The 20,356-nt window shown below is 69.7% G+C and carries 18 protein-coding genes and 1 tRNA gene; 4 read left to right on the top strand and 15 right to left on the bottom strand.

The genetic code is table 11. The annotated features are described in order from the left end of the window. Window positions 1-6: 6 nt before the first annotated feature. Window positions 7-1,017 (bottom strand): carbohydrate ABC transporter permease, encoded by a 1,011-nt coding sequence (locus tag IE263_RS32455; protein WP_189941430.1) that lies wholly within the window; start codon window positions 1,015-1,017, stop codon window positions 7-9. Between the two features lie 6 nt (window positions 1,018-1,023). Continuing rightward, window positions 1,024-2,388: an ABC transporter substrate-binding protein gene (locus IE263_RS32450; RefSeq protein ID WP_189941429.1), complete on the bottom strand. Its 1,365-nt coding sequence runs from the start codon at window positions 2,386-2,388 to the stop codon at window positions 1,024-1,026. A 490-nt stretch (window positions 2,389-2,878) separates the two neighbouring features. Between IE263_RS32450 and IE263_RS32445 the strand changes: the two genes are divergently transcribed. Further along, a complete protein-coding gene (locus IE263_RS32445) occupies window positions 2,879-3,934 on the top strand; it encodes a LacI family DNA-binding transcriptional regulator (RefSeq protein ID WP_189941428.1) in 1,056 nt (351 codons plus the stop codon). A gap of 69 nt (window positions 3,935-4,003) precedes the next feature. Here the strand turns inward: IE263_RS32445 and IE263_RS32440 are convergent, their stop codons facing one another. The 5 genes from IE263_RS32440 to IE263_RS32420 form a co-directional block, all read right to left on the bottom strand. Next, window positions 4,004-4,450 (bottom strand): GNAT family N-acetyltransferase, encoded by a 447-nt coding sequence (locus tag IE263_RS32440; protein WP_229911292.1) that lies wholly within the window; start codon window positions 4,448-4,450, stop codon window positions 4,004-4,006. 145 nt (window positions 4,451-4,595) lie between these two features. Continuing rightward, window positions 4,596-4,668: transfer RNA gene (locus IE263_RS32435), tRNA-His, on the bottom strand. A 108-nt stretch (window positions 4,669-4,776) separates the two neighbouring features. Continuing rightward, window positions 4,777-5,379 carry an oligoribonuclease gene (gene orn / locus IE263_RS32430; RefSeq protein WP_189941427.1) on the bottom strand — a complete coding sequence of 201 codons (603 nt, stop codon included), beginning with the start codon at window positions 5,377-5,379 and terminating at the stop codon, window positions 4,777-4,779. A gap of 359 nt (window positions 5,380-5,738) precedes the next feature. Next, the gene (locus IE263_RS32425; RefSeq protein ID WP_189941426.1) at window positions 5,739-7,010 is read right to left on the bottom strand and encodes a helix-turn-helix domain-containing protein; all 1,272 of its coding nucleotides are present in this window, start codon (window positions 7,008-7,010) and stop codon (window positions 5,739-5,741) included. Between the two features lie 377 nt (window positions 7,011-7,387). Then, the gene (locus IE263_RS32420) at window positions 7,388-7,726 is read right to left on the bottom strand and encodes a hypothetical protein (RefSeq protein ID WP_189941425.1); all 339 of its coding nucleotides are present in this window, start codon (window positions 7,724-7,726) and stop codon (window positions 7,388-7,390) included. Window positions 7,727-8,044: 318 nt separating this feature from the next. On the opposite strand from IE263_RS32420, the gene IE263_RS32415 reads away from it, so the two are divergent. Next, the gene (locus IE263_RS32415; RefSeq protein WP_189941424.1) at window positions 8,045-8,572 is read left to right on the top strand and encodes a universal stress protein; all 528 of its coding nucleotides are present in this window, start codon (window positions 8,045-8,047) and stop codon (window positions 8,570-8,572) included. A gap of 150 nt (window positions 8,573-8,722) precedes the next feature. Next, complete coding sequence (locus IE263_RS32410; protein WP_189941423.1) at window positions 8,723-9,286, top strand: GPR1/FUN34/YaaH family transporter; 564 nt, start codon at window positions 8,723-8,725, stop codon at window positions 9,284-9,286. A 112-nt stretch (window positions 9,287-9,398) separates the two neighbouring features. On the opposite strand, the gene glmS is transcribed toward IE263_RS32410, so the two are convergent. Both glmS and IE263_RS32400 read right to left on the bottom strand, forming a co-directional pair. After that, window positions 9,399-11,216, bottom strand: a complete 1,818-nt coding sequence (glmS, locus tag IE263_RS32405) for a glutamine--fructose-6-phosphate transaminase (isomerizing) (protein ID WP_189941422.1) — start codon at window positions 11,214-11,216, stop codon at window positions 9,399-9,401. Window positions 11,217-11,261: 45 nt separating this feature from the next. Continuing rightward, window positions 11,262-11,519, bottom strand: coding sequence for a hypothetical protein (locus tag IE263_RS32400; RefSeq protein WP_189941421.1), 258 nt, complete (start codon window positions 11,517-11,519; stop codon window positions 11,262-11,264). A gap of 186 nt (window positions 11,520-11,705) precedes the next feature. Here IE263_RS32400 and IE263_RS32395 point away from each other — a divergent pair, with 186 nt between their 5' ends. Next, window positions 11,706-13,277: a purple acid phosphatase family protein gene (locus IE263_RS32395; RefSeq protein WP_189941420.1), complete on the top strand. Its 1,572-nt coding sequence runs from the start codon at window positions 11,706-11,708 to the stop codon at window positions 13,275-13,277. Between the two features lie 3 nt (window positions 13,278-13,280). Here IE263_RS32395 and IE263_RS32390 read toward each other — a convergent pair whose 3' ends face one another. From IE263_RS32390 to IE263_RS32365, 6 genes are all read right to left on the bottom strand, one after another. Next, window positions 13,281-14,168, bottom strand: a complete 888-nt coding sequence (locus IE263_RS32390; protein WP_189941419.1) for a DUF4429 domain-containing protein — start codon at window positions 14,166-14,168, stop codon at window positions 13,281-13,283. 95 nt (window positions 14,169-14,263) lie between these two features. Beyond that, window positions 14,264-16,033 (bottom strand): IucA/IucC family protein, encoded by a 1,770-nt coding sequence (locus tag IE263_RS32385; RefSeq protein ID WP_189941418.1) that lies wholly within the window; start codon window positions 16,031-16,033, stop codon window positions 14,264-14,266. Further along, window positions 16,030-16,581, bottom strand: coding sequence for a GNAT family N-acetyltransferase (locus IE263_RS32380; protein ID WP_189941417.1), 552 nt, complete (start codon window positions 16,579-16,581; stop codon window positions 16,030-16,032). The genes IE263_RS32385 and IE263_RS32380 overlap by 4 nt, the downstream gene beginning before the upstream one ends. Then, window positions 16,578-17,864, bottom strand: a complete 1,287-nt coding sequence (locus tag IE263_RS32375) for a lysine N(6)-hydroxylase/L-ornithine N(5)-oxygenase family protein (RefSeq protein ID WP_189941416.1) — start codon at window positions 17,862-17,864, stop codon at window positions 16,578-16,580. The genes IE263_RS32380 and IE263_RS32375 overlap by 4 nt, the downstream gene beginning before the upstream one ends. After that, window positions 17,848-19,290 (bottom strand): lysine decarboxylase DesA, encoded by a 1,443-nt coding sequence (gene desA / locus IE263_RS32370; protein ID WP_189941415.1) that lies wholly within the window; start codon window positions 19,288-19,290, stop codon window positions 17,848-17,850. Before desA ends, IE263_RS32375 begins: the two co-directional genes overlap by 17 nt. 159 nt (window positions 19,291-19,449) lie before the next feature. Continuing rightward, the gene (locus tag IE263_RS32365) at window positions 19,450-20,271 is read right to left on the bottom strand and encodes a siderophore-interacting protein (RefSeq protein ID WP_189941414.1); all 822 of its coding nucleotides are present in this window, start codon (window positions 20,269-20,271) and stop codon (window positions 19,450-19,452) included. Window positions 20,272-20,356: the final 85 nt, after the last annotated feature.

Below are 20,356 nucleotides of genomic sequence, written 5' to 3'. Positions count from 1 at the left end.
GGTCTCCTAACTACTGGCGCGCAGCCGGCGCGAGATGACGTAGTTGATGATTCCGACCACGATGAGGATCAGGAACATCGTCCAGGCGATGGCGGAGGCACGGCCCAGGTGCTGGTTCACCCAGCCCTGCTCGTACATGTACAGGCCGAGCGTCTGGAACTGGTGCTGCGGGCCGCCGGAGGCGCCCTTGTTGGCGTCGAACATCAGCGGCTCGGCGAAGAGCTGCGAGGCGCCGATGGTCGACACGACGACGGTGAACAGGATCGTCGGGCGCAGCGACGGCAGCGTCACATGGAGGAACTGCTTCCAGCGGCTGGCGCCGTCGAGGGCCGCCGACTCGTACAGGTCCTGCGGGATCGCCTGCATCGCGGCCAGGTAGATCAGCGCGTTGTAGCCGGTCCAGCGCCAGATGACGATGGACGAGACGGCGATCTGCGCGTACCACTTGTCGTTCTGCCAGTCGATGTTGTCGATGCCGAACAGACCCAGGAACCAGTTGATCATGCCGTAGTCGCGGCCGAAGAGCAGCACGAAGACGAGGGTGGCCGCGGCGATCGACGTGGCGTACGGCGCGAGCATCACGACCCGGAAGAAGTTCGAGGCGCGCAGCTTGTAGTTGAGGAGGTGCGCGATGCCCAGCGCCATCATCAACTGCGGGACGGTCGAGATGATCCCGATGGTCAGGGTGTTCTTCGCCGCGTTCCAGTAGAACTCGTCGTCGAAGATCCGGGTGTAGTTCCGCAGTCCCGCCCACTCCATGTCGGTGGGCGCGGTCAGCTCCACCGTGTGCAGCGAGGCCCACGCCGTGTAGATCAGCGGGAACATGCCGAACGCGACGAAGAGCAGGAAGAACGGCGAGACGAAGGCGTACGGGCTCCAGCGCACGTCCCGCTGCCAGCGGCGGGACAGCCGGGCCCGCTTCCGGAGCGTCTCAGGTGACTCGACGGGCGGACGGGCCGGGGCCGCGCCCCCCTCCTTCGCGGGGGGCGCGGCGGCGGTGTCGTGCCGGGTGGCCATGACCGGTCACTTCTCCAGGTTGTTGTCGATGGTCTTCACGGCGTTGTCCCAGGCCTCCTTGGGCGACTTGCCCTGGGTCACGAGGATGACGCCGTTGTCGGTCAGGCCCTGCTGGATGATCTGGTCCTTCGGGCCGACCACCTGCACCGGGAGCTCCGCGGCCAGCGGCGCGTAGATCTGGCCGATCGGGGCGTCACCGGTCATCTTGTTCTTCGCGTCCTTCACCAGCGGCAGGTCGTAGGCGGCCTGCGCGGTCGGGAAGCTGCCGCGCTTGGAGAAGAGCTTCGCCTGCTGCTCGGGGGCGGTCAGCCAGGCGGCCAGCTTCGCGGCCTCCTCGGTGTTCTTGCCCGACTTCGGCACGGTGAGGAAGGAGCCGCCCCAGTTGGCGGCCTTCGGCGGCGCGGCCACGTCCCACTTGCCGGCGCTCTCCGGCTTCGACTTGCCCTCGATGTAGCCGAGCATCCACGGCGGGCAGGCCATCGCGGCGAACTTGCTGTTGGCGATGGTGGTGTCCCAGGCCTGCTGGAACTGCGTCTGGTTGCCGACCAGTCCGTTCTCGGCGGCGTCGGCCGTCAGGTCGAACGCCTTCTTGACGGCCGGGTTCGTCTTGTAGATGACCTCGCCGGCGGCGTTGTAGAACCGCTCCTTCTCACTGCCGACGATGGCGTTGAAGAGGCCGCCGGGGGAGTCCATGAAGGTGGTGCCCGCGGGGGCCTTCGCCTTGTAGTCCTTGCCGACCTCGACGAGCTTCGCCCAGTCGCCCGTCCACAGCTTGCCGACCTGCTCGCGGTCGGTGGGCAGACCGGCCGCCTGGAACAGGTCCTTGCGGTAGCAGATGGCCATCGGACCGACGTCGGTGCCGAGCCCGATCGTCTGACCGTTCTTCGCGGTTCCCTGCTGCCACTTCCAGTCCAGGTAGTCGCTCTGCTTGCCGTACTTCGACAGGTCGACGAACTTGTCGGCGTACTTCTCGACGACCTCGGCGATGTTGCCGACTTCGACGCCCTGGATGTCCTGCAGGCCACTGTTGGTGGTGAGGTGGTTGACCAGCGGCGGGTAGTAGTTCTCGTTCCGCTCGATCACGGTCTGGGCGATGTCGATGTTCGGGTTCAGCTTCTCGTACTCGGCGTAGAGGCCGGCCTCCTCGAAGCCGAAGCTGCCGAAGAGCCCCAGGGTGATCTTGGTCTTGCCACCGCCGCCGCCGTCCGTTGACGAGCTGTCCTCGTCCTTGCCGTCGTCAGCACAGCCGGCCAGCAGCCCGGCGCCCAGCGCGGCGACGGCAGCGATGACCACCGTCTTGCGCGTCCTGCGGGCGATACGGGTGCCCCCGTCCGACCGGAGCCGAGAGTGGGGGAGGGTACGTGCTCGCATTGCGTCCTCCTGTTGCCCTGACGTGCCGACCCCCCGGCCAACTGCATGGTTGGGCCCGTTAGTTTCTCGCTGCGGCTCGGGCGGGGAACGTGCGGGATGTGTATGTGTCAGGTACCGTGGGAGCGCTCCCACAGGTGATGTGTTGAAGAGTCGTCGGTTCGGGCGGGGGTGTCAAGGGTGGGGGCGCGGAGAGATGCGTTCAGTTATCGGCCTGTTAGCTAACTTCGGGAACGGCGCTTTTCGGCCTGGGGCGGCGGCACTTGGTCCCTCGCAGGGCTTCCCGCCTCGGCGAAGCCGGGTCGCCTCAGTGAAGCCGGGAGTGGGGGAGACGAGGCGAGGCGGGGGGAGGTCGCTCGAGCCGTCACCGGGGTCAGGGAGGTTCCAGGGGGCGGGGGGTCTGGTGGCGGCAGCCCCCGGTGACGGCGGGCGGAACGAACGGGACTGTTAGATTCCAGGCCAGCGTGATGACGACGGTGGGAAGGCGGAGCCCATGGCAAGCCACGGAGCGCGGGGCCGGAGCGGTGGCCGGCCGACCCTCGAAGAGGTGGCCGCACGCGCCGGCGTGGGCCGGGGCACGGTCTCCCGGGTGATCAACGGCTCCCCCCGGGTCAGCGACGCGACCCGCGCCGCCGTCGAGGCCGCGGTCGCCGAACTCGGCTACGTCCCCAACACCGCCGCCCGCGCCCTCGCCGCCAACCGCACGGACGCGATCGCCCTCGTCGTCCCCGAGCCGGAGACCCGCTTCTTCGCCGAGCCGTACTTCTCGGACATCCTGCGGGGCGTGGGCTCCGAACTGTCCGACACGGAGATGCAGTTGCTGCTGATCTTCGCGGGCAGCGACAAGGAGCGCCGCCGCCTGGCCCAGTACCTGGCCGCCCACCGCGTGGACGGCGTCCTGCTGGTCTCGGTCCACGCCGACGACCCGCTGCCGGATCTCCTCGCCCAGCTGGAGATCCCGGCCGTGATCAGCGGTCCGCGCTCCGCCACGGAGACGCTTCCCTCCGTCGACTCCGACAACTACGGCGGCGGCCGCTCCGCCGTCGAGCACCTGCTGGCCCGCGGCCGCCGCCGCATCGCCCACATCACCGGCCGCCTCGACGTCTACGGCGCCCAGCGCCGCGTCGACGGCTACCGCGACGCCCTGCGCGACGCGGGGTACGAGGTGGACGAGGGGCTCATCGAACCCGGGGACTTCACCGAGGAGGGCGGCCACCGCGCGATGACGGAGTTGCTGGCCCGCACCCCCTCCCTCGACGCGGTCTTCGCCGGCTCCGACGTCATGGCGGCCGGCGCCCGCCAGGCCCTACGCGACGCAGGCCGCCGCATCCCGGAGGACGTGGCCCTGGTCGGCTACGACGACTCCGCCATCGCCCGCCACATGGACCCACCCCTCACCAGCGTCCGCCAGCCCATCGAGGAGATGGGCCGCAGAATGCTGGACCTGCTCCTCACCGAGATCGCGGACCGCCGGCCGGCGGTGTCCCGGGGGCTGGAGCGGCGCCAGGTGGTGCTGGCGACGGAGCTGGCGGCGCGGGCGTCGTCGTAGGGGGCCTGCCCTCGTGGGGCGGTGGGTCCTGGCGAGAACCGTACGGTGACCGCCCGGCGAGACCTGGCGTCAGCGGAGCTGACGTTGCCATCTGGTCTCGCCGTCCTGTTCCTCCCCGGTCGGCGCCAGCCCGGCGGCCGTGGCGACGGCGGCGGAGGCTCGGTGGTCGGGATGGATGTGGGCGATGACCGTACGGATGCCGTGCTCCCGCAGCCGGGCCACGAGACCCCGCACCGCCTCGGAGGCGAGGCCGCGTCCCTGCCAGGGGGTGCCGACGACCCAGGCGATCTCGGCGGTGAGGTCTTCGGTGGCGGCGGCGGTGGCGGTGACGGTGGCCTGGACGGTGCCGGTGAGCTGTGCTGTGTCCCGTAGCCGCAGGACCCAGTTGCACCAGGAGACGGCCGGGTCGGGGGAGCCGGTGACGAGCCGTTCGTAGCGGGCGCGCAGGGCGGTGGGGTCGAGCGGGGAGCCGCCGATGAAGGTGTGGAGGGCCGGGTCGGACAGTGTGACGGACATCTCCTCGGCGTGTGCGACGCGCAGGGGGAGGAGGTCGAGGCGGGCGGTGCGGAACGGCTCCGCGCGCAGGGGTGAGGTGATGGCGGCCTCCCGGGAAACGCATCAGCCGGTGGCCTTCTCGGAAGGCCACCGGCTGATTACTCAGGGTGAGTGACGGGACTCGAACCCGCGACATCCTGGACCACAACCAGGTGCTCTACCAGCTGAGCTACACCCACCACGACCGGCGGTTGAAGCGTGTGGTTTCCCCGACCGGCCGAGAAAAAGTGTACAGGGTCCGAAGGGGTGCTCGCGCACGGCTTTCCGGGGCGCCCTGCGCGGTGCCCCTACTGGGCAGGCAGCACGTGCTTCGCGGCGATCGTCTTCGCCGTGTCGGAGTCCGGGCCGGGCTGCGGTACGAAGATGGCCTCGCGGTAGTAGCGCAGCTCGGCGATGGACTCGCGGATGTCCGCGAGGGCGCGGTGGTTGCCGTTCTTCTCGGGGCTGTTGAAGTACGCCCGCGGGTACCAGCGCCGGGCCAGCTCCTTGATGCTGGAGACGTCGACGATGCGGTAGTGGAGGTAGTCCTCCAGGGTCGGCATGTCCCGCAGCAGGAAGCCGCGGTCCGTGCCGACGGAGTTTCCGCACAGGGGCGCCTTGCCGGGCTCCTTCACGTGCTCCCGCACATACGCCAGTACCTGCTCCTCGGCGTCGGCCAGGGTGGTGCCGCCCGCGAGCTCGTCCAGCAGCCCGGACGCGGTGTGCATCTGACGCACCACTTCCGGCATCGTCTCCAGCGCCGAGTCCGGCGGCCGGATGACGATGTCCACGCCCTCGCCGAGTACGTTCAGCTCGGAGTCGGTGACGAGGGCGGCAACCTCGATGAGCGCGTCGTCGGACAGCGAGAGGCCGGTCATCTCGCAGTCGATCCACACCATGCGATCGTTCATGCGACCACCCTAAGGCTGACATCCGCTGATGGGATGCCCCCCGTCGCCCCGGACGCCCCGAGGGGGCTCCGCCCCCTGGACCCCCGGCCTATGCCCACCACCACCCGACTCGGTCGGACAAGAGGCGGGCCTCACGCTCAACCCGCCCGGCGGCGCCGGACATGCGCCGGTCAGGGCAATCAAGCCCGTCCGGCGTTTGAGGACGAGGCTCGTTCAGGGCCGAAGCGGGATGCGGGGCGGCAGCCCCGGCCGGGGTTCAGGGGCGGAGCCCCGGTGGGGGCGAAGGGGCGGAGCCCCTGGGGAGGGGAATGGGTAGGGGCGGCGGGGGCGAGAAACGCTTGCCCCGGCCGCCCCACCCCTCACATCCCGCTACGCGGCCCCGGCAACCCCGCCCGAGACCCGGCGTAGGCATCCCGCGCATGCTCCGCCGCCAAGGCGGACGCAGACGCGGAGGCCGACGCGGTCGAGCTCACAGCCCCCGCCCCCGCCGTACGGCGAACCTGCGGCGGCACCCCGGCCTCCGGATGCAGGGCACCCGGTACCTGCGCTCCCCCGGAGGGCCCCGCGGCGACCGGAGCCGCCGGCTCGCTGTCCGCCGTCGTGCGCTCGCCCTGCGGCCGCCGCGCCCGGTACGCCGCCCGGTACGCGGCCGGCGACGACCCGAGCTGCCGCCGGAAGTGCCCGCGCAGCGCGACCGGCGACCGGAAGCCGCACCGCCCCGCCACCTCGTCGACGGAGTAGTCCGATGTCTCCAGCAGCCGCTGCGCCTGCAGCACCCGCTGCGTGATCAGCCACTGCAGCGGCGCACTGCCGGTCAGCGACCGGAAGCGACGGTCGAACGTCCGCCGGCTCATGTACGCGCGAGCCGCCAACGTCTCCACGTCGAACTGTTCGTGGAGATGCTCCAGCGCCCAGGCGACGACCTCCGCGAGCGGGTCGGCGCCGATCTCCTCCGGTAAAGACCGGTCGAGGTAGCGCTCCTGTCCGCCCGACCGGCGCGGCGGTACCACCAGGCGCCGGGCCAGCGCACCGGCCGCCTCGTTGCCGTGGTCCGTCCGCACGATGTGCAGGCACAGGTCGATCCCGGCCGCCGTACCCGCCGACGTCAGCACATCGCCGTCGTCGACGAACAGCTCCCGCGGATCCACATGTACCGACGGATAGCGCTTGGCCAGTGTCGGCGCGTACATCCAGTGTGTGGTGGCCGGACGGCCGTCCAGCAGACCCGCCGCCGCCAGCACGAACGCGCCGGTGCACAGGCCCACGATGCGGGCGCCCTCCTCGTGCGCCCGGCGCAGTGCGTCGAGCGCCTCCGCCGGTGGCGGGGAGGTGATCGAACGCCAGGCCGGCACGACGACCGTGCCCGCCCGGGAGATCGCCTCCAGGCCATGTGGTGCGGTGAGTTCCAGGCCCCCTGTGGTCCGCAGCGGGCCGTCCTCGCCTGCGCACACCAGAAGGCGGTAGCGCGGCACGCCGGCGTCCTGGCGGTCAATCCCGAACACCGACAGTGGAATGGAACTCTCGAAGATGGGACCGCCGCTGAACAGCAGCACCGCGACGATCTCCTTGCGGCGTCGCCCGGACAGTTTCCGGGCCGCGGCTTCCGGCGCGGCAGTGGAGTCGTGGCTCATCCTGCTAAGCCCCCCTCGGTGGTCGCGGCTCCTCGGTTGTGTCGCTCCTGCACGTTTCCCCTCGGTCCTGCACGAGTCCCCCGCCGTAGACAGTCAAGATCGAATCTACTGTGTCGCGTGATGCCGGAGTGGCCAGTTCGGCACCCGGCTCATTGTCGACATGGCAACTTGGCGTGAAGCATTCGATCACGAAGCGTTGCACTCGTGGGAGGTGCAGGGAAGTGCGCCTTGTGGCAGTGGCCAATCTCCGTAGGGTGCGCGGGGCCCCTGAGACCCTTTCCGTGCAGGTCGAACGGGGGGTGGGGGGTGGTTGCGGCAAGGGATGCGTGGGATCCGGAAGTTGGCTGAAAAGAGACGTTCGTGTGCGTGAAAACCGGTCAGCCGACCGGTGTACTTCCGCCGCTGTGACGACCGCCACGATGTGAGCCGGTTCCGGTGCGCTGATGGCGTCCGCGGTGCGGTGTGTACGGCGTCTGCGGCGCGCCCGTGTCGGCGGGGGGCCGGGCGGCGCACCGCTCGGACCGGCGCAGCAGCAGCCGGCAGACGGCCGTGACGGCGGCGAGGCCGAGGGCGGTGCCGGCGGCGCCGGCCAGGGAGGTGCCGTACCAGAGGAGGACCACCGGGACCAGGACGCAGCTGAAGGCCGCCCAGCGGATCAGTTCGGTGGTCCTGTCGTCGCCGGCGTGGCCCTCGCGGTGCGGGCGGGATGAGGGCATGGGACGGGTTCCTCCCTGGGCGGCGGCTCAAGGGGATCAACGCCTGCTCGGCGGGTCGGTCACTCACGCGGTCGCTCACCGGGTGAACTCCCGGTAAGTGAATCCTGTGCAAACCGCCTGTACGGGGCAGCAACCATTGCGTTACGGGCGCCCCCTCGTGCATGCTCCCTGGAACCCCCACGGACCACGCGCGGGATCTGGGCCGACGAGGCGTGCCGCCGTACCCTTGGGGGTATGGGGTTGGGAAGATGATTCCCGGACACGCTCCGCCGCTCCAGCTCGTCCCACCCGTATAAGGATCGATACGCCGAGACAGCCATGGCCGGTCACGAATTCTTCGAACCCGCGGACCGCAAGCGGCCGGTCGCCGACCCCACGGCGGCCGATCCCCTGGCGGCGGAAGAGACACGCCCCAGCTGCGATCCCGCCTTCAAACACGGTGTCGTCGTCGGCTTCGACGGCTCCACCTCCAGTGAACGAGCCCTCGCGTACGCCGTCGGCATGGCTCATCGTTCCCGCTCGGGTCTGATCATCGTGCACGTCGCCAACCGGCTGCCCACCACGGTGTGGGCGGGCTGCGAGCCGCCGGTCTTCGTCGACGTCCCGGACCACCGCACCGAGGTGCTCGGTCTGGAGCTCGCCTGCGCCGACTATCTCGCCGAGGTGCCCTGGATCCTGGTCGAGCGCGGCGGTGACATCTGCCACGAACTCGAAGAGGTGGGGCGGGAGTACGAGGCCGACGCGATCGTCGTCGGCTCGACGCACGGCATCGTCGGGCGGATCTTCGGCTCCGTCGCCGGGCGGCTCGCCAAGCGGGCCAAGCGTCCTGTCGTTGTGATTCCGTAACTCGCCGTTCTCCCAGGTGAGATGAGTTCTGGGTACCCCGAACTCCCTTTGTGCGCCGCATGAATCTACTCGCGCGTAGATGTGTTTGTGCCCTTGTGAAGGGCATATACCGTGCACCGCACAACTGCACATGCATGAAGGGAGCCCGCCGTGGACAACGACGTCTCTGCGGGAAGCACCACCACGATCGTCGGCCGACTCGCCCTGGGCGTCACCCTGTTGGCGTTCGGACTCGGGTACACCGGCCTGATCGACGGCGTGACGGCGGCGGACGCCGTATCCATCGCCCACTACATCGGCGGCGTGGCGCTGTTCGTCGCCGGTCTCTTCGCCTTCCGGGACCGTGACACGGCCACCGGTACCGCCTACGCGGCCCTCGGCGCCCTCTGGTTCACCTGGGCGGTCTCCGCCGGTTCCCAGGTCTCCGACAACGCCGCCGGGCTCTTCCTGCTCCTGTTCGCCCTCGTGGCGCTCTCCTTGACCCTCGCCGGCGGCGACCAGCTCGGTCAGGGGACCTACGGACTCTTCACCGTCGCGCTGGTCCTGCTCGCCGTCGGCCGCTTCGCCGACAGCGACGGACTCGCCAAGGCCGGCGGCTGGTTCGCCGTCGCCGCGGGCGCGGTGGCCTGGTACGCGGCGACCGCGGCCCTGGCCCACTGGCCCACGGCCCTTCCACGACGCGCTGCCGGCCGGGGGGTGACGGCCACCGGCTGACGCAGCGGCGGGCCGGGGTGATCGGGCGGCCCCGACCCCTGAGAGAGCGACCCCCTGTGCTGGTGGCGCACAGGGGGTCGTTCATGCCCGACGGGCAGTGGAAACAGGGGAATTACTCCACCGTCACCGACTTCGCGAGGTTCCTCGGCTTGTCGATGTCGCGGCCCAGCGCCTTCGCCGTGTAGTACGCGAGCAGCTGGAGCGGGATGCCCATGAGGATCGGGTCGAGCTCGTCCTCGTTCTTCGGGACGACGATCGTCTGGTCGGCCTTCTCCTGCTCCTGGTGGGCGACCGCGAGGATCTTGCCGCTGCGGGCCTTGATCTCCTCCAGGGCGGCGCGGTTCTTCTCCAGCAGGTCGTCGTCGGGGACGATCGCGACCGTCGGCAGGGCCGGCTCGATCAGGGCCAGCGGGCCGTGCTTGAGCTCGGAGGCCGGGTAGGCCTCGGCGTGGATGTAGGAGACCTCCTTGAGCTTCAGGGAGGCCTCACGGGCCACCGGGTAGCCCCGGACACGGCCGATGAAGAGCATCGAGCGGGCCTCGGCGAACTGCTCGGCCAGCTTCTTGATCTCCTCCTCGCCCTTCATGATCTCGGCGATCTGGGCGGGCAGCCGGCGCAGACCCTCGATGATCCGCTTGCCGTCGCGCACGGACAGGTCGCGGGTGCGGCCCAGGTGCAGCGCGAGCAGCGCGAAGGCGACCGTGGTGTTGGTGAAGCACTTGGTCGAGACGACGCAGACCTCGGGGCCGGCGTGCACGTAGATGCCGCCGTCGGCCTCGCGGGCGATCGCCGAGCCGACCACGTTGACCACGCCGAGGACCCGCGCGCCCTTGCGCTTCAGCTCCTGCACGGCGGCCAGCACGTCGTAGGTCTCACCGGACTGGGAGACGGCGATGTACAGGGTGTCGGGGTCGACGACCGCGTTGCGGTAGCGGAACTCGGAGGCGGGCTCGGCGTCGGCGGGGATGCGGGCCAGCTCCTCGATCATCTGGGCGCCGATCATGCCCGCGTGGTACGAGGTGCCGCAGCCGAGGATCTTCACGCGGCGGATCTGGCGCGCCTCGCGGGCGTCCAGGTTGAGGCCGCCGAGGTGCACGGTGGAGAAGCGGTCGTCGATGCGGCCGCGCAGCACGCGGTCCACGGCGTCGGCCTGCTCGTGGATCTCCTTGTGCATGTAGGTGTCGTGGCCGCCCATGTCGTAGGAGGCGGCCTCCCACTCCACGGTGGTGGGCTCGGCGGTGGTGCGGGTGCCCTCGGTGGTGTAGGTGCGGAAGTCGTCGGCCTTGAGGGTGGCCATCTCGCCGTCGTCGAGCGTGACGATCTGGCGGGTGTGGGCGACCAGGGCGGCGATGTCCGAGGCGACGAACATCTCCTTCTCGCCGATGCCGAGGACGACCGGGGAGCCGTTGCGGGCCACGACGATGCGGTCGTTGAAGTCGGCGTGCATGACGGCGATGCCGTAGGTGCCCTCGACGACGCGCAGCGCGTCGCGGACCTTGTCCTCGAGCTTCTCGGCCTGGGAGCGGGCGATGAGGTGGACGAGGACCTCGGTGTCCGTCTCGGACAGGAACTCGACGCCGTCCGCCTCCAGCTTGCGGCGAAGGTCGGAGGCGTTGTCGATGATGCCGTTGTGGACGACGGCGACCTTGAGGTCGGCCGACATGTGCGGGTGGGCGTTGACGTCGGACGGGGCGCCGTGGGTGGCCCAGCGGGTGTGGGCGATGCCCGTGGTGCCCTTGAAGCGGGCCGGGACCTTGGCCTCCAGGTCGCGGACCCGCCCCTTGGCCTTGACCATCTTCAGGCCGGCCGTCTTCGGGGAGGTGACGACGATGCCCGCGGAGTCGTAGCCGCGGTACTCCAGGCGCTGCAGGCCTTCCAGGAGCAGGGGGGCGACGTCACGCTTCCCGATGTATCCGACGATTCCGCACATATACAGGTATCCCTCAGTAGTTCTCGGCGGTCCCCGGCCGGTTTCTCAGCCGTAGACCATGCGGCGCAGTTGCCGGAGCGTGAGCTCCGGCGGGGCCACCGTCCGGTATTTCAGGTCCGCCTCGATCCGTTCGAAGATCTCCGCGTTGACCAGGCCCTGGGCCTGGAGTTCGCGGTGGCGGCGACGGACGTACTCGTCGGTCGTCTCGTCGAAATAGGCGAGCACGTCCTGGATCACCCGCAGCGCCTCGCCCCGGTTCAGGGGCGTGGAGCGCGTCAGATGATCGACAAGTTCCTCGTGCACCCGGTAGATCCTGGGGTACAGGCGCCTGTTTCGCAAGATTGCTGCCCGATTTCGGGCAGAGGTCTGTAAAGACTCTTTGGGCGAACGTTGAATCACTCATGAGTGCCTGTTCGTGAGCCGTCCACTCCTCCGCCCGCGGTTCGTCGCCCGAGGAGACGAGTTTCAGACGCCATGGACACTCCTCGCATGGGCGTACCCGAGAAGCTCGCCGAGCGCATGAGCATGGCCGAGCGGCACGAGTACCTGCGCACCAGATTCTCCCGGCGGACGATGATCAGGGGCGGCGCGGTCACGCTGGGCGCCGTCACCGGTGGCGCGTTCGTGACGGGCGCCACCGCACAGGCCGCGACCGCACCGGCCACGACCAGCACTCTTCCGAGCACCGAGAAGGTCGACGGGGCCCTCGTCGCCCCCTTCGGCCGTCACCTCGCCTTCGGCGCCGACCCGCGCACCGAGATGACGATCTCCTGGCAGGTCCCGGTCGCCGTCGAGAAGCCGTTCGTGCGCATCGGCGCCCACCCCTGGGACCTCTCCCACAGGATTCCGGCCGAGGTCCGTACGCTCCACACCCCCGCCGGTGTCGGCGCGAGCGCCGACCACACCCAGTACTACGTCCACGCCCAGCTCACGCACCTGCGCCCCGGCCGTACGTACTACTACGGCGTCGGCCACGCCGGATTCGACCCGGCCGCCCCGCACCTGCTCGGCACCCTCGGCACCTTCACCACCGCGCCCGCGCACAAGGCGCCGTTCACCTTCACCGCCTTCGGCGACGAGGGCGTCAGCTACCACGGTCTGGCCAACAACAGCCTGCTGCTCGGGCAGAACCCCGCCTTCCACCTCCACGCCGGCGACATCGCGTACGCCGACCCGTCCGGCGCGGGCAAGACCACCGACACCGGCTTCGACTCGCGGGTGTGGGACCAGTTCCTGTACCAGACGGAGTCGGTCGCCAAGCAGGTCCCGTGGATGCCGGCCTACGGCAACCACGACATGGAGGCCTGGTACTCGCCCAACGGCTACGGCGGCGAAGAGGCCCGCTGGAACCTCCCGGACAACGGGCCCGACAAGAAGAACCTGCCGGGCGTGTACTCCTTCGTCTACGGCAACGCGGCGGTCATCTCCCTCGACGCCAACGACGTCTCCTTCGAGATCCCGGCGAACCTGGGCATCTCCGGAGGAACCCAGACCAAGTGGCTGGAGGCGCAGCTCAAGAAGTACCGGGCCGCCCAGGACGTCGACTTCATCGTCGTCTTCTTCCACCACTGCGCCTACTGCACCTCCACCGCCCACGCCTCCGAGGGCGGCGTGCGTCAGGAGTGGGTGCCGCTGTTCGAGAAGTACACCGTTGACCTGGTGATCAACGGCCACAACCACCAGTACGAGCGCACCGATGTGATCAAGGGCAACACGGTCACCAGGAAGCTCCCGATCGGCGGCACGGCGTATCCCGAGAGCGACGGCGTGGTGTACGTCACGGCGGGCGCGGCCGGCCGCAGCCTGTACGCCTTCAGCGCTCCGCTGTCGTACGAGGGCCATGAGAACGAGGTCGAGTCCGTCGCCTCGTTCATCAACACCAAGGACGGCAAGCAGGACGAGACCGTCGCCTGGTCGCGGGTGCGCTACCTCGACTACTCGTTCCTGCGCGTCGACGTCACGCCCGCGCCGAAGGGGCGGCTCGCCACCCTGACGGTGCGGGGCATCGCCGAGACGGGAGAGCAGGTGGACCACTTCACGGTGGCCCGCAGGGCGCGGTGATCCTCACATCCGTTTGAGGACCGCCTGCTTGGCCAAAATGAACTCCTCCTCGGTGAGCACCCCTTCGCGGTGCAGCTCGCCCAGCTCCCGCAGCCGCCGCAGCAGCGCGTCGTGGTCGTCCTCGGCGGGCGGCGCGGCGGTGAGGGGGCGCGCGGTGGCCTCCGGCGGCCGTACGGCGTCCTCGGGGGCCGCGGCCGGGTGCGGGAGGCGGGCCTGGACGGCGGCCGCGACCAGCGCCATCAGGGGGTCCTTCTTGAAGCCCCACAGCTCCACGGCGTTGGGGTCGTACTTCGGCGGGGCCTTGGTGGGCGCGCCCCGCACGGTGAAGCGCAGATGGCCGTTCTCCAGGCCGACCGCCGGGTGCCACTCCACGGCCGTGATCTCGGCGAGGGGGATGGTGCGGGCACCGGCGGCGGCCTTGGCGTCCTCCGTCTTCCAGTTCCACTCCAGCCGGACGTGGTCACCGTCGAAGCTCGCCGTGCCGTCCCCGGCGGACACCGACAGGGGCACGGACGGGCCGGGCAGCAGATAGGCGTCCACCGGGTCGGAGGGGACCTGGTCGAGCAGCAGCGCGTTGCGGACCTCGTCCACGACGTACTCGGCGACGCCGTAGCGGTCGGACTCGACCAGCATCTGGTAGGGGTCGTGCGGCTCGGTCAGCCGGCCGCCGGTCGCGTGCAGCAGCGGGTCCGCACCGTCCCGCAGCCGCAGCCTGAGCCGCCCGGCCTTCTTGCCCTGCTCGAACGAGACCCCCGCCAACGCGCCCAGCGGGACGACGAGTTCGCCGAGGGTCTTGCGGAGCAGGCTGACGTTCTTGTCCCTTCCCGGAGTCAGCCGCAGGGCGTCGCCGTCGAAGACCCAGGTGCCGTCCTTCTGGATGATTTCCGCCATGAGGGGATTGTTCCATCAGCCCTTCGGCCCGGGGTCATGATCAAGACGACGGGCGCCCCCGAGGACCGTACTCGGGGGCGCCCGTCCGTGGAGGATCAGAATCCCGCGAGGGGGTTCTTCAGGGTGCCGATCAGCTGGAGGGCGCCCGACGGGTCCGCCAGGTCGACCATCTGCTTGTTGTTGCGCAACTGGAGCCGGTTGAGGCAGGACAGCGCGAACTCGGGGGCGAACATGTCGTACTGCCGGAACCTGTCGGCGAGTTGGGGTGTCGCCTCCTGGTACTCGCGGGTGACCTCGGCGACCGTGCGCCAGAAGTCGTCCTCCTCCAGGATCCCCTCGGTGGCCAGGTCGGCCGCGAGGAAGCGGAAGAAGCAGTCGAAGACGTCCGTGAAGATCGACAGGAGCTTCGTGTCCTCGGGGACCTCCACGCGGATCCGCTGCACCTCGGGCGGCAGCACCGCGTCCGGGTCCATCACCGCGATCTCCTCGGCGATGTCCTTGTAGATCGCCCGCTGCACGACCCCGTCCTTCAGGACCAGGACGGTGTTCTCGCCGTGCGGCATGAAGACCAGGTCGTAGGCGTAGAAGCTGTGCAGGAGGGGCGTGTAGTAGGCCTGGAGGTAGCGCCGGAGCCAGGCCGTGGGGGCGAGGCCCGACCGCTCGATCAGGGCGCCTGCCACCGACCTGCCCTCGTGGTCCACATGGATCAGGGAGGCCATCGTCGCGAGCGACTCGCCGTCCTGGAGGGAGGGGACCGGGCTCTCCCGCCACAGCGCGGCCAGCATCTTGCGGTACGGCGAGTAGCGGTCCGTGGCCGCCTCGTACTCCAGGTGCCGGTAGCCCACGGCCGCCCGCTCGCGGATGATCGACAGGCCCGTCGACTTCAGCACCGGGTCGTTGTCGATGAGCTGGGCCAGCCAGTCGTTGATCGCCGGGGTCGCCTCCATGTACGCGGCCGAAAGTCCGCGCATGAAGCCCATGTTGAGGACGGACAGGGCCGTCTTCACGTAGTGCTTCCCGGGGTTCGACAGGTTGAAGAACGTCCGGATGGACTGCTGGGCCAGGTACTCGTCGTCGCCTTCGCCCAGGCACACCAGGTTCTGGCGGGCGACCTCGGCGGCGAAGGTGACGGTGAGCTTGTTCCACCACTGCCAGGGGTGGACGGGGATGAGGAGGTAGTCGGCGGGGTCGAGGCCCCGGTCGCGCAGGATCCCGTCGAACCGGTCGACCGTCTCCGCGCCCAGCTCCTGCCGTACGAACGTCTCGTACTCGATCCCGACGCCCGCCGTGAACGCCGCCCGCGACCTGTGCGCGGCCAGCCACACCAGGCGGACCGGGCTCGCGGTCTCCGGCGCGTACGACAGGTACTCGTGGACGCCGAAGCCGAGCCGCCCGTTGTTGGCGACGAAGCAGGGGTGGCCCTCGGTCATGCCGGTCTCGATGGCCTGGAAGCCGCTCCTCGCGAGCTCGGCAGCCGGGACCTGCGGCTTGGCGAGCTTGTAGCAGGTGCCGGAGAGGGTGGAGGAGATCTCCTCCAGGTAGACCGGCAGGATCTCGTCGCTCAGGCCCAGCGCCTTCTTCAGCTCGATGAAGAAGTCCAGGGCGGCGAGCGGGAGCTCGGCCCCGTCACGGGTGCGGGTGATCGAGTCGGCGTCGACCTGCCAGTGGTCGAGGGCGCGGCGGACGGCGGTGAAGCGGTAGGACGTCAGGCCGTCGTCGCTGCGGACGACGTACTGGTCGCCCTGCCGCTCCGGGGTGATCAGCCGCTCGTGGGCGAACTCGGCGAGTGCCTTGCGGACCAGAAGGCGGTTGGCCTGCTCCCAGCGCTCGGGGGAGAGGTGGGCCACGGCGTCGGCGAGGCTCATGCGGCCACCCCCGTCGCGGCGACGAACTGCTCCCGCGTGCAGAAGCTCAGCAACGCCTTCTTCTCCGGCTTCTGGATCTCCCGCTCCGGGACGAAGCCGACGGCCTCGTTGAGGGCGTGGACGGCCTGGTTGGAGACGTCCGGCTCGACGACCACGCGGACGGTGGCGGGGTCGGTGAAGAGGTGCGCCATCACGGCGGTGATGACGGCGCGGGTGAAGCCGTGCACGGGCCGGTCGGTGGGGGCGACCAGGAAGTGCATGCCGACGTCACCGGGCTGCGGCTCGTACAGGCCGACCAGCTCGCGGTGGGCCGGGTCGTAGTACTCCATCAGGAAGGCCGGCTCGCCGTCGTGCAGACCGAGCAGGGCGTGGTGGTGCTCGTCGGCCGCGATCTCCATGTACGCGCGCTCGACGTCCTCCAGTTTCGCTTCCTGCATCATCCAGAAGGCCGCCTTGGGGTGCGTGACCCAGGTGTGCAGCAGCTCGGCGTCCTTGAGGGGGTCGAGGGGGCGCAGGGTGAGGGGGCCGACGGTGGTGGTGGTGCTCATACTGCGAACTCCTGGAACGCGATGGTCTTCTCGACCGGGTAGTACTCGCTGCCGAGCAGCTCACGGATGATGTAGCTGTTGCGGTAGGGGCCCATGCCGAGGTCCGGGCTGGTGATGCTGTGCGTGTGCACGCCGGCGTTCTGCAGGAAGACGCCGCGGCCCGTGGTGTCGATGGCGTAGTTGCGGGCCACGTCGAAGCGGCCGTGCCCGTCGAAGCGGAGGCGGTCGCGGACCGGCTCGAGGAAGGCCGGCGGCTCGTAGTGGTAGCCGGTGGCCAGCACCAGGCCCTCGGTGTCGATCTCGTAGTCCTTGCCCTGCTCGTCCTGGCGGAAGCCGAGCGTGTACTGCCCGTTCTCGTACCGCGCGCTGTGCAGCGTGGAGTTGGTGAGCAGACGGGTGGGCACCGGCCGGTCGCCGCTCTCGACGTTCTTCTGGTAGAGCAGGTCGAAGATCGAGTCGATGAGGTCCGAGTTGATGCCCTTGAACAGGCCCTTCTGCTGCTTCTCCAGCCGGTAGCGGGTCTCCTCGGGCAGGGCGCGGAAGTAGTCGATGTAGTCCGGGGACGTCATCTCCAGGGTCAGTTTGGTGTACTCCAGCGGGAAGAACCGCGGGGAGCGGGTGACCCAGTTGAGCTGGTAGCCGTGGACGTCGATCTCGGCGAGCAGCTCGTGGTAGATCTCGGCGGCGCTCTGGCCGCTGCCGACGATCGTGATGGACTTCTTCGTCCGCAGCTCCGCCTTGCGCTGCATGTACTGCGCGTTGTGGAAGAGGTCGCCGTCCAGGCCCCGGCAGGGCTCCGGGACGAAGGGGACGGTGCCGGTGCCGAGGACCAGGCGAGGGGCGCGGAACTCCTCACCGGCCGCGGTCCTCACGACGTACAGCTCGTCCTCGTACGTCACCTCGGTGACCGTCGTGTTGAACCGGACGCTGCTCAGCTTGTTCGCGGCCCAGCGGCAGTAGTCGTCGTACTCGACCCGCAGCGGGTAGAAGTTCTCGCGGATGTAGAACGAGTACAGCCGGCCCTTCTCCTTCAGGTAGTTGAGGAAGGAGTACGGCGAGGTCGGGTCGGCGAGGGTGACCAGGTCCGACATGAACGGCGTCTGCAGGTGGGCGCCGTCGAGGAACATGCCGGCGTGCCACTCGAAGTCGGGCTTGGAGTCGAGGAAGACGCCGTCGAGTTCGTCGATGGGCTCGGTCAGACAGGCCAGGCCGAGGTTGAAGGGGCCGAGCCCGATGCCCACGAAGTCGTAGGTCTTGTTCGTGGGGTCAGGAAGCGCGGTCAAGGGACTCTCCCAGGTACTGCTCGGCGTGGCCGGCGATCAGGTCGAGGACGGCGGCGATGTCGGCCGTCGTGGTCTCGGGGTTGAGCAGGGTGAACTTCAGGTAGTGGCGGCCGCCCACCTTGGTACCGGCGACCACGGCGTCGCCGGAGGCGAACAGGGCCTTGCGGGCGTAGAGGTTGGCGCGGTCGATCTCGGCCGGATCGGTGACGGCCTGCGGGATGTAGCGGAAGACCAGGGTGGACAGCGACGGCTGCACGACGACGTCGAAGCGCGGGTCGGCGGCCAGCAGCTTCCAGCCCTCGACGGCCAGGTCGCAGACCTCGTCGAAGAGCTGGCCGATGCCGTCGGCGCCCATCACGCGCAGGGTCATCCACAGCTTGAGCGCGTCGAAGCGGCGCGTGGTCTGCAGGGACTTGTCCACCTGGTTGGGGATACGTTCCTGCACCATCCGACGCGGGTTCAGGTACTCGGCGTGGTAGGTGGCGTGGCGCAGCGTGGCCGCGTCCTTGACCAGCACCGCGGACGAACTCACCGGCTGGAAGAAGGACTTGTGGTAGTCGACGGTGACGGAGTCGGCGCGCTCGATGCCGTCGATGCGGTCGCGGTACTTCACCGAGGCGAGCAGGCCGCAGCCGTAGGCGGCGTCGACATGCATCCACGCCCCGAACTGCTCGCACAGCTCGGCGATCTCGGGCAGCGGGTCGATGGAGCCGAAGTCGGTGGTGCCGGCGGTGGCGACGACGGCCATGGGGACCAGGCCGTCCTTCGCGCAGCGCTCCAGCTCGTGGGCGAGGGCGACGGTCTGCATGCGCTTGTCGTGGTCGACGGGGATGGAGACCACGGCGTCCTGGCCCAGCCCCAGCAGTTTCGCCGACTTCTTCACGCTGAAGTGGCTGACCTCGGAGGCGAAGATGCGCAGTTTCGCCAGGGAGTTGCTCTTGGCCTCTTCCCGGGCCAGCAGCAGCGCCTGGAGGTTGGACTGCGAGCCGCCCGAGGTGAACACGCCGTCGGCGGCCGGCCCGAGGCCGATGCGGGCGGCCGTCCAGTCGATCAGTTTGCGCTCGATGAGGGTGCCGCCGGCCGACTGGTCCCAGGTGTCGAGGGAGGAGTTGACGGCGGAGAGGACCGCTTCGCCCAGCACGGCCGGGATGACGACCGGGCAGTTGAGGTGGGCGAGGTAGCGGGGGTGGTGGAAGTAGATCGCGTCGCGGAGGTAGACCTCCTCCAGCTCGTCCAGGACCGCCGTCGTGTCGTGCAGGGGCTTGTCGAGGTCGATCTGCTCGATGCGGGGAGCGAGGGCGTCGACCGTGACGCCGGTGAACGGACGGTCGGTGGCGGCGAGTTTGGCGGCCACCCGCTCGACTCCTTCGGTCACGGAGCGGCGGTACTGCTCCGCGGTCGTGTCATTGAGCAGGTGCGAGCGCATGGTGGGGGTCCTCCGGGGTGGGGACGGGTCCGCTGCGGGACGGACTCAGGGGCGGAACCTCAGATTCAACTTAGGTAAGCCTAACCTAAGCTGCGCGGCTGAAACCCGGCCCCTGCCGTGACTGTGATCACGTCTCAACGGGCTTTGCCTCAGCGGGAATCACTCCTGCTCGCGGAGCTGCTCCTCGCTCAGACCCTGACGCCAGTACCCGACGAAGGTGACCCGGCGTCGATCGATGCCGCGCTCCTGCACGAAGTGCCGGCGCAGCGACTTCACGCACCCCGACTCACCCGCGATCCAGACGTACGGCTGCCGGCCGGCCGGGACCCGGGCTTCGCGCAGGGCGTCGAGAGAGGCCCCCGCATCCAGCCAGGTCACCTCGGCGTCCGCCGCGGTCACCAGGTCCTGCACGTTCCCGGGGTCGTGCACTTCCAGCCACGCCCGGACGCGCTGCCCGGCCGGAAGCGACTCCAGGATCGAGGCGATCGCCGGGAGAGCCGTCTCGTCGCCCCACAGCAGCACCAGGTCGGTGTCCTGCGGCGGGCGGAAACGTATCGCCCGGTTGTCGGCGACGGCCGGCCCGAGGAGCACGACCTGGTCCCCGGCGGCCGCGCGTGAGGCCCATGCGGAGGCGGGCCCGGCGGGGGTGTGCAGCACGAAGTCGATGTCGATCTCCGTGGTGCGCCCGAGGCCGTCCCGCCGCAGCGACCGCAGCGTGTACGACCGCATCACGGCCCGTACGTCGTCCGGGAGTTCACGCCAGGCCTGCCACCAGCCGTCCCCGAGTTCGTACGGAACCTGCGGCTCGGTCTGGCCCGGGTGCGGCAGGAACAGCGACAGGGACTGGTCGTACCCGTCGGAGAAGAAGTGCCGCAGATCCTCCCCGGCGAAGGAGACCCGGACGAGAGACGACCCGAGCCGCCGAGTCCGTACGACCTGAAGGGAGAAGAAACGGAAGGGGGCGTCGACGGCCGTGCTCATGGGTGCTCCTGGAAACGTGGGGAGGGGTGACTCACCTGGGGGCGCGGGGCTGCGTCGATATGCGGCTCCGCCTGTCGGCGCGACC

The sequence above is a fragment of the Streptomyces aurantiogriseus genome, assembly GCF_014649375.1.
GTDB lineage: Bacteria > Actinomycetota > Actinomycetes > Streptomycetales > Streptomycetaceae > Streptomyces > Streptomyces aurantiogriseus.
This window is presented reverse-complemented; position numbering and strand designations above follow the sequence as displayed.